Annotated in this window: 11 protein-coding genes and 2 pseudogenes; 7 read left to right on the top strand and 6 right to left on the bottom strand. The window is 58.6% G+C overall.

Annotation, left to right across the window (positions count from 1 at the left end; genetic code table 11):
• Window positions 1-233: 233 nt before the first annotated feature.
• Complete coding sequence (locus tag AQUI_RS0115315) at window positions 234-1,163, bottom strand: LysR family transcriptional regulator (protein WP_027258281.1); 930 nt, start codon at window positions 1,161-1,163, stop codon at window positions 234-236.
• A gap of 78 nt (window positions 1,164-1,241) precedes the next feature.
• On the opposite strand from AQUI_RS0115315, the gene AQUI_RS0115310 reads away from it, so the two are divergent.
• The 3 genes from AQUI_RS0115310 to AQUI_RS0115300 are packed head-to-tail and all read left to right on the top strand — an operon-like array spanning window position 1,242 to window position 3,025.
• Window positions 1,242-1,532 (top strand): EF-hand domain-containing protein, encoded by a 291-nt coding sequence (locus AQUI_RS0115310; protein WP_027258280.1) that lies wholly within the window; start codon window positions 1,242-1,244, stop codon window positions 1,530-1,532.
• Window positions 1,533-1,582: 50 nt separating this feature from the next.
• Entirely contained in the window at window positions 1,583-2,005 is a 423-nt protein-coding gene (locus tag AQUI_RS0115305) for a MoaF-related domain-containing protein (RefSeq protein ID WP_027258279.1), read from the top strand.
• 18 nt (window positions 2,006-2,023) lie between these two features.
• Complete coding sequence (locus AQUI_RS0115300) at window positions 2,024-3,025, top strand: alpha/beta hydrolase (protein WP_027258278.1); 1,002 nt, start codon at window positions 2,024-2,026, stop codon at window positions 3,023-3,025.
• Window positions 3,026-3,604: 579 nt separating this feature from the next.
• Here AQUI_RS0115300 and argE read toward each other — a convergent pair.
• Window positions 3,605-4,765, bottom strand: coding sequence for an acetylornithine deacetylase (gene argE / locus AQUI_RS0115295; RefSeq protein ID WP_035920025.1), 1,161 nt, complete (start codon window positions 4,763-4,765; stop codon window positions 3,605-3,607).
• A 5-nt stretch (window positions 4,766-4,770) separates the two neighbouring features.
• A complete protein-coding gene (locus AQUI_RS0115290) occupies window positions 4,771-5,820 on the bottom strand; it encodes an ornithine cyclodeaminase (RefSeq protein ID WP_027258276.1) in 1,050 nt (349 codons plus the stop codon).
• Window positions 5,821-5,942: 122 nt separating this feature from the next.
• On the opposite strand from AQUI_RS0115290, the gene AQUI_RS0115285 reads away from it, so the two are divergent.
• Window positions 5,943-6,248 carry a hypothetical protein gene (locus AQUI_RS0115285; protein ID WP_156916845.1) on the top strand — a complete coding sequence of 102 codons (306 nt, stop codon included), beginning with the start codon at window positions 5,943-5,945 and terminating at the stop codon, window positions 6,246-6,248.
• Between the two features lie 71 nt (window positions 6,249-6,319).
• Here AQUI_RS0115285 and AQUI_RS32520 read toward each other — a convergent pair.
• Window positions 6,320-6,682 (bottom strand): annotated as a pseudogene (locus tag AQUI_RS32520) (EamA family transporter); the annotation flags it as partial.
• A 228-nt stretch (window positions 6,683-6,910) separates the two neighbouring features.
• Between AQUI_RS32520 and AQUI_RS28155 the strand changes: the two are divergent.
• Window positions 6,911-8,037: pseudogene (locus AQUI_RS28155) on the top strand (IS3 family transposase).
• 200 nt (window positions 8,038-8,237) lie between these two features.
• Here AQUI_RS28155 and AQUI_RS28150 read toward each other — a convergent pair.
• Window positions 8,238-8,753 (bottom strand): type II toxin-antitoxin system MqsA family antitoxin, encoded by a 516-nt coding sequence (locus AQUI_RS28150; protein ID WP_051371913.1) that lies wholly within the window; start codon window positions 8,751-8,753, stop codon window positions 8,238-8,240.
• A 346-nt stretch (window positions 8,754-9,099) separates the two neighbouring features.
• Window positions 9,100-9,999, bottom strand: coding sequence for a LysR family transcriptional regulator (locus AQUI_RS0115260; protein WP_027258273.1), 900 nt, complete (start codon window positions 9,997-9,999; stop codon window positions 9,100-9,102).
• A gap of 96 nt (window positions 10,000-10,095) precedes the next feature.
• Here AQUI_RS0115260 and AQUI_RS0115255 point away from each other — a divergent pair, with 96 nt between their 5' ends.
• On the top strand, window positions 10,096-10,953 hold the full coding sequence (locus tag AQUI_RS0115255; protein WP_027258272.1) for an MBL fold metallo-hydrolase: 858 nt from the start codon (window positions 10,096-10,098) through the stop codon (window positions 10,951-10,953).
• 68 nt (window positions 10,954-11,021) lie between these two features.
• Window positions 11,022-11,483, top strand: a complete 462-nt coding sequence (locus AQUI_RS29335) for a cupin domain-containing protein (RefSeq protein WP_027258271.1) — start codon at window positions 11,022-11,024, stop codon at window positions 11,481-11,483.
• Window positions 11,484-11,497: the final 14 nt, after the last annotated feature.

Raw genomic sequence — 11,497 nt, 5'->3', positions numbered from 1 at the left:
TCCGCCACTGCCTGGGCCTTGGCTTCATCCGGCCACCGCCGGTGACCCGACGCGTAGATCTCGACGCCCAACGATTTGAGAAACGAATTTGTAGCGCACATTGCGAAACGCACTCCCCACTATGAGTTGTGCAAGATCTCGCAGCACCGGATAGGCGCTACAACGTGGGGCGCTGACGCCGGTTACGGATGTTCTTGTGCCAGAACGCAATAATAATTGACGCTGCAGAACTTTCAGGCAACCGTCCGGGCGACTTCGTCAACGAACCAGCGCATCGCCGGATTGAATTGCCCGCGCTCGTGCCAAAGCAGGTAATATGGAAACTGCGCTCCCGATCTGAACGGTACAGAGACGACGCTGGAGAAAGCCGAGAGTTGCTCACCCAATCGCGATGGAACGGCTGCGACGGCATCGCTGTTTGCCACATGAAACGGCATGGCGGTGAAGAATGGCACGGAAAGCATCGCTGGCGCCTCATCGCGCTCGATGCGCATGACAGTGTCCGCGCGCAGACGGTCTACAGTCGGGTAACTGAACTCGATCTGCCGGTAAGGTGCGATATCCGGTGGATCAAGGAAGCCTTTCCGGTTTGCAAGCTCAAGCAGTGGATGGCCTTTGCGCATGAGCAGGACATAGCTGTCGGTGAACAGCTTCTTGACGATCAGATCGCCCTTCACTCTCAGCCCAGCATAGAAGACGAAATCGATTTCACCCTCCAATATCATTGAAAAACTGTTCGGCACCAAGGGCGTTACATTGGCCTGGATATGCGGCGCAGTTTTTGCCAGCCGGTCCATAAGCGGCCCAATCACACAGGCTGCTGCATAGTCGGTGGCTGCAATCCGAAAACAGTGGCGGGAGTTTTCCGGGCTGAAATGCGGCGGCTGAAAAACAGCCTCGATTGAATTGATGGCATCAAGCACCGGCGCCTGTAGGGACAATGCATGATCCGTCAGCTGATACCCTGCCTGGGTTCGGATCAGCAGCGGATCGCCAGTCAGATCGCGAATGCGTGCAAGAATGCGGCTGGCGGCCGGCTGGCTGATTTCAAGCAGTTCCGCCGAGCGGGTCACGCTGCCGGTTTGCAACAGAAGCCGTAGAAACCGCAGAACGCGAAAATCCATCGAGGCCAAATCTGCATTCATTTTCTGCATGATGGCCATGCTAATACCGTCATTCCGATTATGTCAATCCAAGCGCATTTAACCTTCATCGAAGTTAGCCCTGATGAGGAAGATCCCATGAAACAAGCCCTTTTGATCGTTGCTGTCGGCACTTTGGCTTTTGGTGCCAGTTCTGCACATGCCGATGTCTCGACCGCAACCCAGGACTTGAATGGCGACGGTGTTGTCACCTTCGAGGAATTCGTGGACAGCCACGCCACGGGTATCGAGCGCACGCAGGCCTTCCTCGACCGCCACAGAGGTATTTTCGATGCCGCCGACACCAATGGTGACGGCGTTGTTGACCAGAGCGAAAGCCAGGGCGGAGCCACAGGCAAGGTCAAAGCTAAAAACACCAAAAAGTCCTGAGCCAGAATACTGGCGAAACTCCCGCCCCAATCAATCTCTAAGGATCGACCATGTTCAAACCCGCACTCGTTTCCGCCGCGCTGCTTGCTGCCACGGTGGCAGCCTCAGATCCTGCTAATGCCGCAGACCAGGACACAAGCTGGACCGCAGAACTCAGCGCAATCAACGACGTAACCGGAAAAAGCTATGAATACGCGGTGTCCGGGTATCGCATCCGCATGGACTTTATCGCCCCGGACCGCATTCGATGGACGCGCGTTGAGGCCCCGGATGGCACTGCCGGCACCTCGGGTGAGGAAGAGATCGTCCATACCGATCTGCGCCCAGGCGTCTTTGTGATTGCCTTCACCGAGGTTGATGGAAACGTGGTGGATGTCTTCGACATTCAGCGCAACCGGCTGTTTGTCAATTACATCACAAATGATGGAACGCGCTTTCACAGTGAGACTGTGATCGAAGACGTGTCTCAATGACCCGAAGGAAGACTGAAGATGGATGTAACCCGCAGAATGTTTGCCGGGCTGATTACGGGCTCGGCAGTTGCCGCGAGCCTTCCTGCTGCGGCGCAAACGACCGCTTCACCGATGTATGAAGTCCGCGATGTGACCTTTCCCAGCGGTGCCGAGACACTGGCCGGGAAACTTTTCATGCCTCCCGGCGAGGGACCTTTTCCAGCTGTGGCAGTGGTTGGCCCGGTGGCCTTTGTGAAAGAGCAGTCACCGGTGCAATACGCCACGCGCTTGGCCCGCCAGGGGCTGGCCGTGCTGATTTTTGATCCACGCTATCACGGGGCCAGCTCGGGTGAGCCGCGCCGCTTTGAATCCGGCGAGGCAAAGATAGAAGATATCGGCGCCGCCCTGACATTTTTGTCCGCGCAGGACGGTGTGGCACAGGACAAGCTTGGTGTTTTGGGCATTTGCCAGGGTGTGAACTGGGCGATAGAAGCCGCGGTTCGTGACCGCCGCGTGTCAGCGCTTGGCATCGTGGCCGGCCACTATCTGACCCCCGCCACGGCAACACTCTATTTGGGGGATGACCAAGCGATTGCTGCACGTATGGAGCGTGCAGCCGAAGCGCGGGCTGTCTACGAAAAAAGCGGCGAGGTCCACTATATTCCGATTATTGGATCGGACGAGGCCTTGCTGACAGCTGAACTCATAGCGCAGTGGTACGCGCCTTGGGACAACCGCGCCCCTTGGTTTGCCTATCGGGGCGGGTGGGAAAACCGCATCACCGCGATGAGCGAAGAAGTTATCTGGGGCTGGAAAATCAATGAAACGGTCACCAGGCTTCAAACGCCTGTACTGATGGTGCATGGCGACAAGGCTGCATCAGGTCCAATGATCCCCCGTCAGCTGTTCGATACGATTCCTGCAGCAGACAAGGCACTTTATTGGATCAAAGGTGCCAACCAGCTGCAATTCTATGAAGACCCGCTGGTCATAGATGCCGCCCTGGCCCCGCTTGCTGCGCACTTCAAGAAAGGGCAATGAACCGGCACTATTGAGAAAGGCGAACAAAACCGGGCTTTGATGCGCTTCACACGAAGAATCGCGTTCCGCCCGGCACAATCTAACCGCCGCGAATTGGCGCTTTGTGCGGCACTGTGTGAGTTCACCGGCTCCAGAACCTCGCAGTCGCAGCGAACGGCTGAAACGGCGGGCTGCGCCGCAGCACAAAACCTCGGCTGGTTGCGCCAAACGGCCGAATTTGCAAAGGGCGCTTCCTGCGCAGTGCGACCGCCCCAGGTCGTTCATGCTGCATCTGCAGCGAACGGCAGCAAGGTCCCGCAGTGTGTGAATTCACGCAGCATCAGATTTCGGCGTCGCGGCGAAAGTCCGCAATGACGAGCCGCAGTGCAGCGGAGGAACGCAGTGGCCAACGGCAGCAAAGGGCCCTCCTCAACGCCTAGCCGGAACCTAATCGGCTGGATGCTGCGCTACCTCCGATGACCGTGAAGGAGCCAATATCGGCCGCTAGCGCCTGGCAGCCCCTCGCATCGGCGCGGATGATCGAGGCAAGTCCGCATTGTGAATGAATCTTTCCTGTTGAGGCGGATGTGCTTTGCCCTATCACCGGCAGCAATCGTTGATCAAATTCTCCATAAACCGCCATCCCTCTTGGAACTGGTCCATTAGAATATATTCGTCCGGCTGGTGCGCCTGGGCAATATCGCCGGGGCCGCAGATGACCGTGGAATAGCCGCTCCGCTGGAACAGGCCGCCTTCGGTGGCATAGCTTACAACACGGGCGGAATTGTCGCCGGTCAGGCGACGGGCCAACTCCTCGGCAGCACCATTTGGTTCAGGGGCCAATCCCGGCGCGTTAAAGTCTTGCAAAAAGGTGATCCCGGCCTCCGGATGAACTGCTTTCATTTGCGCGTCCAGCCGGGCGGCCTCAGCCTCGAAACGGGATTCCCACTGGCCCTGGTCCTCGCCCGGGACTACGCGGAAGTCGATCTCGAAGCGGCAATGGCGGGCGGTTATGTTATGGGCGGTGCCGCCCTTGATGGTGCCCACGTGGACGGTGGTGTAGGGAGGCACGAAACCCGCATCCAGCGGCCCGGGAGTGCGGACGGCGTTTGCCGCGTTCACGCGGTTGGCCCAGCTGACCAGCTCTGCCGCCATCATCACCGCGCTGACGCCTTCGTGCATGATCGAGGAATGCACGTCATGTCCGCGCACATCAACGATGTAGCCGAAGCCGCCCTTATGGCCCGAAACCACCTGCATCATCGAAGGTTCGCCCACGATCACTGCATCCGCCTTAGGAAACCTGCGTTGAAGCATGCGGTCGATCATCGGCGGCGCGCCGGTCATACCGACCTCTTCATCATAGCTCAGCGCAATCTGGATCGGGCGCTTCAGCGGGCTTTTCCGCGCCAACGGCACTGCGGCCAGCGCCAGTGCATCGAAACCCTTCATGTCGCAGGTGCCGCGGCCATAGAGCTTGCCGTTCCGCTCCGTCACCGTGAATGGATCGCTGCTCCAGTCCTGGCCTTCGACCGGCACCACGTCGGTATGGCCCGATAGCACCACGCCGCCCTCAACCTCAGGTCCGATATGGGCAAAGATGGACGCCTTGGTGCCGCAGGGGGACGGCACGCGGACAGGCGCCACCCCATGCCACCGCAGGTAACCCTCGACGAAATCCACCAGCGCGAGGTTGCTTTCACAACTGACGGTAGGGAAGGACACAAGACGGTCGAGAATCTGGCGTGAATTGAGGTCCATAGAGGTCAGCCTTTCGCTCGGGTCAGCATGCCGAACAGATCGCGGGGATCATCCGGGTCGGCCAGAAGGTCCAGATCAGCGTAGAACCCGGTGCCTTGAATTGCGCGGTGGATGTAGCGCAGCGCGCTGAAATCCTCGATTGCGAAGCCCACGCTGTCGAACAGGGTGATCTGGCGGGCGTCCTTGCGGCCCTCCCGCCGGCCGGTGATCACCTGCCACAACTCGGTGGTGGGGTGGCCCTTCTCCAGTTGCTGGATCTCGCCTTCGATCAAGGTCTGCGGCGGGTATTCGACGAAGATGTCCGAACGCAGCAGGATGTCGCGGTGCAGCTCGGTCTTGCCGGGGCAGTCGCCGCCGATGGCGTTGATGTGGACGCCGGGGCCGACCATGTTGTCGGTAAGGATCGTCGCATACTGCTTGTCAGCGGTGCAGGTGGTGATGATCTCCGCGCCTTCCATCGCCTCTTCACTGCTCTTGCAGGTAACCACGGTGAGGCCTCGGTCCGCGAGGTTGCGGGCCGCCTTTTCTGTGGCGACCGGGTCGATGTCGTAAAGCCGCACGGTGCCGATGCCGCAGACGGCCTTGAAGGCGAGGCATTGGAACTCCGCCTGCGCGCCATTGCCGATCATCGCCATGCAGTTCGCGCCCTTGGGGGCCAGGTGTTTCGCCGCCATGGCCGAGGTCGCCGCGGTGCGCAGCGCGGTCAGCAGCGTCATCTCGGTCAGCAGTTTCAGATAGCCGGTGTCGACCTCTGCCAGAAGGCCGAAGGCGGTGACGGTCTGCAGCCCCTCCTTGGCATTCTTGGGGTGGCCGTTCACGTATTTGAAGCCGTACATCTCGCCATCCGAGGTGGGCATCAACTCGATCACACCGACAGGCGAGTGGGAGGCCACCCGCGGGGTCTTGTCGAAGCTCTCCCAGCGTTTGAAATCGCTCTCGATCTCGGCGGCCAGATCCTGCAGCAGACGTTCGATGCCAATGTAGTGGACAAGGCCCATCATGTGTTCGACAGAGACAAAAGGCACCATGGCAAGGTCGGAGGGAGGCGTGGGCATCAGGCATCTTTTTTTGCAGGAGGGACATGGCCAGGCCGGAGGCGATGATCACTGCGATCCCGGCCCAAGCGAGGTTGGTAGCCGCCGAGCCCCAGAGCAGAAAGCCCCAGAGGCAGGCGAAGATGAGGAAGGAGTATTCGAAGACCGATACGAAAGCCGGCGTGCCGATCCGGTATGCCTGGGCGATGAGCGAGACGGCCACCACGGCCCCGGCGGCCTGGAACAGGGTCAGCCATAGAAAGCGCGGGCTGGGCGAGACCCAGGCGCGGGTCAGGAAGGGCCCGGCAGTGTCGGCACCGGGCATCAGGCTGACAACGGCCAGCATGACAATGCCTGCCGTGCCGATGAAAAGGAAGATCCCCATTGCCAGTGCCGGGGCGCTTTCGGTTGCGCAGATGTGGCGCGTCAGCAGCATGCCGAGCCCGTAAAAAAGACCCGCGGCCAGCGGCATCAGCGAGGCAGGCGTCAGCCCCGCAAAGTCGGGCTGAAGCAGCATCAGCGCGCCGCCGAAACCTGTCAGAATCGCCAGCAGCTGCAGGCCGCTCAGCCGCGTGCCGAACAGGAGCGCTGACAGCAGCAGCACCCAGATCGGCGCGCTGAACAGTCCAGCACCGGCCTGCGCAACGGGCAGCGTGCCAAGAGCGGCAAAGTAGATCAGCAGTCCGATGGATACTGCCGCGCTGCGCAAGGATAGCCGCGGCAGGTTCACCGCCCGCAGGGGCTGGCGCAGCAGATGCGCGCCGAGAAGCAGCATGGGCACCGCAAAGAGCGTGCGGAACAGCTGGAACTGCCAGAGCCCGGCCTCCTGAGAGACAGCAAATACGAAGTTGTCGATGAAGCTGAGGATGGCGGAGGCCGCCATCGCCAGCCCTGCGGCTGCAAGGTTGCTGTTGGTCTGCATTGTCGTCGTCCTTGGCCGGGGGTCAGCCGCCCGTTTGATCCATGGCGCCCAGAACCTCATCAATCGACCGGATCGCACCGTGCTGGAGGTATTCCATCGCCTTCAGAGAAGCATTGTGAGCTTCGATGCTGGTGAGCCTCCCCCAATGAAGTGGTCCGCCCCTATGATTAGGAAAGCGGAGGACCATAGATGGCGATTAAGAGACCCAAGCCTGAAGAGATTGTCGTGAAGTTACGGCAGGTTGAAGTGCTGATGGGGCAAGGCATGCCCCGAATAGACGCCATTCGGCAGATCAGTGTGACGGAACAAACCTATTACCGTTGGAAGAAGAAGTACGGCGGAATGGGCACAGAACAACTCAAGGAACTGAAGCGGCTCCAGAAGGAGAACGAGCGCCTTCGCCGTGCCGTTTCAGATCTTACACTCGACAAACTGATCCTGTCAGAGGCCGCAAAGGGAAACTTCTGAGCCCCTCGCGCCGCCGTGCCTGCATCGATCATGTGCGTAGCCAAATCAAGATTTCCGAACGCCGTGTATGCCGCGTCTTGGGCCAGCACCGATCCACGCAGCGCCGGTTGCCACTTGGGCGTGCTGACGAAGACCGCCTGGTCGAGGACATGATCGAGCTGACACGTCAGTATGGTCGATATGGCTACCGTCGGATTGCCGCTCTGCTGTGAGACGCAGGCTGGCAGGTGAACGACAAGCGCGTCGAACGTCTATGGCGGCGAGAGGGGCTAAAGGTTCCCATGAAACAGCCCAAGAAAGGGCGGCTCTGGCTCAACAATGGTTCGTGTGTTCGGCTGCGGCCAGAGTATCGCAATCACGTCTGGTCGTACGACTTCGTGCATCATCGAACAGACGATGGTCGAGCGTTCAGGACATTGAATATTCTGGACGAACACAGTCGGGAATGTTTGGCGACCCGGGTGAGGCGGCAGCTGAACTCGACCGAGGTCATTGATGTTCTGACCGACCTGTTCATTCTTCGGGGCGTGCCTGCTTACATCAGGTCTGACAACGGCCCCGAATTCATAGCTGAGGCCGTCAGAGGCTGGATCAAAGCAGTTGGGGCTAAGACCGCATTCATCGAACCCGGGTCACCGTGGGAGAACGGATATTGCGAAAGCTTCAACGGGCGCATGCGCGACGAGCTGCTGAACGGTGAGGTCTTTTACTCGCTGCGGGAAGCCCAGATCATCATCGAAAGTTGGAGAAAACACTACAACACCAGACGACCACACAGTGCTCTGGGCTACCGCCCACCGGCTCCAGAGGCCATTGTTCCGGTAGACCAAAGGCCAACCATGCACTAACTTTCAACTTGGACCACTCAAGCGGGGCCGCTCAGAGGTCAAAGGCTGCCTCTCGCTTGCCGTGATCAAGACCGTGCATCTTCAGAATCTTGTTAATTTCGTAAATCCGCGCCCTATCATCATCCATTACTCATTTCTCCCTTCAACCAACGCAGTGAGAGCCAGTCACGAACGCTCCAAAACCACTCGCCAGCAGTGTTTCAGGTTGCCGAGACCGCACTTTCGGTCAGATTGTCGATTGCCCACGCCGAAGCGGGATCTCTCCGGGAGTGTCCGCCACCACCCCTCCTCGCATCAACACCTTCGTTGATCGAAGAATTGAATTTTCTGACGTCTTTCAGGATTGAGAGCTTACCCGGATCCACAGAGAGTATTTCCAGGAGCCCAATGGCCGCTTCGCTGGGAGCCATAACGCCTCTTTCATATTTCTGAAAAGCGCGGGGTCCACCGCCTATTATTCTACCAGCCTCAACTTGGGTTAGTTTGAGGTCTTTTCGAATCTTGCGAACTCGTTTTCCGTAGGCTTGCCGAAGCTCCTGAAAGACTTCTTCTTTCTTATCAAAGTCTTGCCCCGAGTGGATCGAGTCACTGTCATCCTCTGGATACCATCCTGGAACATCAACTTCCGCACTCAAGGATCCGAAGGTGACAGTTTGCAGCCGGGCCTGTCGAGTCAGAACTTGTCTGGTTACGGGGTGAATCCGAGTGTTTGTCATCTTCTCTTCTCCTCGAATTATGCAAGGACAATATCTACGATCGTCTGCCCCGCAAATTTGACGTAGAGATGATGAGCATCCCAACGAATTTTATTTTGCCTCGCGCCAAGCTCCATCCACAGACTGATTGTGCGCAGGCCCGGATCTGCGACGGATCATGGTGTGGCGCCAACTCAAGGATCAAAATACACCTTCAAGGTCACTTATCAAGTTCTCCTGACATGTTACACCCTCTGAGGAGGCACTGCTTCACGCTGAACTATAGAAGTACTCCCTTGAAAGGCCTTCGCTTTTCGAAGATCACCTCCTCGGTCGCCGCACGGCACCAAAAAATGAACGCCACACTTCATTGGCTCCGGCTCTGTATGCGCTGACGCAAGTGATCCAGAAACTTGCGAACTCGATGTGGCTGGAATGACTTGCCTGGATATACTGCATAGACGCCGACCTCCGGAAAGCGCCCCTTCAGAGCAATCGGGACAAGCTGCTCGCCTTCAACCAGGTCGGTGGCCATAATTTCCGGCAACAACCCGATGCCCATCCCCCGGACTAACGCTTCGCGGTAGGTGTGGGTCTGGTTCATCACCAGACGCCAAGAGAACCGTACTTTCTTAACCCCCGTTTCAGTGACCATGGGCCAGCTGTTTCCGAAACGCGAGCCGCCAAAGGCGATGCAGCTGTGCGCCTCAAGCTCTGCGACCGTCGCCGGCGCCTCATGCGTTTGCAGATAGGCCGGGGCGGCGAACAGCGCCAACCTGGTTTCGGCCAGCTTGCTGACAATCAGCGAGCTGTCTTCAAGCGAAGTGGCAAATCGGATCGCAAGGTCCACCCCGGTGCTGACAAAGTCGGTTTGTTCGTTTTGAAACACAAGGTCGAACAGAACCTCAGGATGACTGGCCTGAAAGCTCTCAACAGCGTCCAGCAACAGCGGGGTGCCGATCCCCTCGGGCGCGGCGATCCGGATCACGCCTGACAGCTGCGCGCCCTGGGGGTCAGAAACCTCCTGCTCCAGCACAGCGATCTGTTCCAGCATGGACTTGCTGCCCTGGTAGTAACGCAACCCAGCCTCTGTCACATCCATCGACCGGGTGGTGCGGTTGATCAGGCGCAAATCCAGCAGTGACTCAAGATCCGCAACATGCCGACCGACAATGGCCGGGGTCACATTCAGGTCTGCAGCGGCGGCAGCGAAACTGCCAAGCTCCACCACTCGGGCAAAGACCGCCATCTTCTTCAGCTTGTCCATTCGATACCTTTGGTAACTTCAGTGGAGATTTCTGCTTCGATTATCTCATCTCATATCAGCAATACGTTGTCTTCCAAAGCAAAGGAGGCACATGCCATGAAACGATTCCTGACAGCCCTGGCCCTCTCGGTCGGCTTCGCAGGGGCATCTCTCGCCGCTGAGGACGACATGAAACCGGTCATGACCGAGCTGAAAGACGGGGGCTATCAGTTCCACATGGCGCATTATTCCAGCCTGGTTGTGATTACGGATGAGGGCGTTCTGGTCGTCGACCCGAACCATGAATTCCGCGCCGAAGCGATGCGGGCCGAAATCGCCAGGCTGACCGATCAGCCAGTGGTCAAGGTGCTCTATTCGCATCCGCATTTTGACCACTCCCGCGGCGGGCAGATCTTCAAAGACGAAGGGGCCAAATTCATCACCCACGCGGGCTGCACGGAGTTGCTGGCTCGTGACCTGGAGAAACGGGTGGTGCAGCCGGATGTTACCTACGAGGGCGACGAATATCGGATCGAACTGGGCGGAAAGGTCGTCGAGATGCGTTATTACGGTGCCAACGATGGCCAGTGCAACAGCGCCATCTACATGCCCGAGGACAAGGTGCTGATGGCAGTGGACTGGCATCTGCAGGGCTTTGTGAACATGCCAGGTCGTCTGAACACCCATGACTACGTCGGCTCGCTCAACACCCTTCGCCGGGTCACGGCCGAACTGGACTTTGACACGGTCATCTCGGGCCACATGCCATCCTCTTCACCGGAACAGCTGGCCGAGGACCTCGCTTTCAACAAAGCGCTGTTCAAGGCGGTCTGGGACGGGATGCAGGCCGGCAAATCGGTCGAAGAGCTGAAGGAGACAGTCAAGCTGCCCGCGTTTAGCCACTGGTTCATGTACGAACAGAACCTGCCCGCGCATGTGGAACGCATGGCTTATTCGATCTGGCACGGTCAGTAACACCCGGCGCGCGGGCTGCGCCTGCCGCCCGCCCCATAATGCAAACCCCGGATTTCAGGAGGCATACTATGTCTGAGAAAACGGAAACCACGACAAAAAAGACGGTTGTGAGCGGCTGGCACGAAGGCCGGAAGTACTTCATGGCCCCGGATGAATACACGTCGGTTGCAGCCGGCAAGGATGATACCGGGTCCGCCTATGTGTTCGGCGCCGGCGAGATTGCCCCCGGCAGCTGCATTCCGGACCATTACCACAAATGGGAAGACCAAACCTTTCACATCTTGGAAGGAGAGCTTGAGGTCAGAATTGGCGATGACGTGTTCCGGGCTGGCCCGGGCGCCAGCATCCAATGCCCGCGCGGCGTCTCCCATTACATGAAGAACGTGGGCGATAAGACAGCCAAGCTTATCAGCTACATCTTCCCTGGCGACTGGGCCGAGGAGTTCATGGCTGAAACCTCCCGCCAGAACGAGACCGGCGAGCGCGATCTCAAGCTGATTGAAGAGCGCTTTGGCGTGGTTTACCTCTGACAGAACTGGAGCCA

The sequence above is a fragment of the Leisingera aquimarina DSM 24565 genome (genome assembly GCF_000473165.1).
In the GTDB taxonomy this organism is placed as follows: Bacteria; Pseudomonadota; Alphaproteobacteria; order Rhodobacterales; family Rhodobacteraceae; genus Leisingera; species Leisingera aquimarina.
Note: the sequence above shows the minus strand (reverse complement) of the source record. Positions and strands in the feature narration are given on the sequence as shown.

Bases quoted from the DNA above. Each gene is read 5' to 3' on its own strand.
- AQUI_RS0115315 (WP_027258281.1), bottom strand. From the start codon at position 1,163: ATGGCCATCATGCAGAAAATGAATGCAGATTTGGCCTCGATGGATTTT.
- AQUI_RS0115310 (WP_027258280.1), top strand. From the start codon at position 1,242: ATGAAACAAGCCCTTTTGATCGTTGCTGTCGGCACTTTGGCTTTTGGT.
- AQUI_RS0115305 (WP_027258279.1), top strand. From the start codon at position 1,583: ATGTTCAAACCCGCACTCGTTTCCGCCGCGCTGCTTGCTGCCACGGTG.
- AQUI_RS0115300 (WP_027258278.1), top strand. From the start codon at position 2,024: ATGGATGTAACCCGCAGAATGTTTGCCGGGCTGATTACGGGCTCGGCA.
- argE (WP_035920025.1), bottom strand. From the start codon at position 4,765: ATGGACCTCAATTCACGCCAGATTCTCGACCGTCTTGTGTCCTTCCCT.
- AQUI_RS0115290 (WP_027258276.1), bottom strand. From the start codon at position 5,820: ATGCCCACGCCTCCCTCCGACCTTGCCATGGTGCCTTTTGTCTCTGTC.
- AQUI_RS0115285 (WP_156916845.1), top strand. From the start codon at position 5,943: ATGAGGAAGGAGTATTCGAAGACCGATACGAAAGCCGGCGTGCCGATC.
- AQUI_RS28150 (WP_051371913.1), bottom strand. From the start codon at position 8,753: ATGACAAACACTCGGATTCACCCCGTAACCAGACAAGTTCTGACTCGA.
- AQUI_RS0115260 (WP_027258273.1), bottom strand. From the start codon at position 9,999: ATGGACAAGCTGAAGAAGATGGCGGTCTTTGCCCGAGTGGTGGAGCTT.
- AQUI_RS0115255 (WP_027258272.1), top strand. From the start codon at position 10,096: ATGAAACGATTCCTGACAGCCCTGGCCCTCTCGGTCGGCTTCGCAGGG.
- AQUI_RS29335 (WP_027258271.1), top strand. From the start codon at position 11,022: ATGTCTGAGAAAACGGAAACCACGACAAAAAAGACGGTTGTGAGCGGC.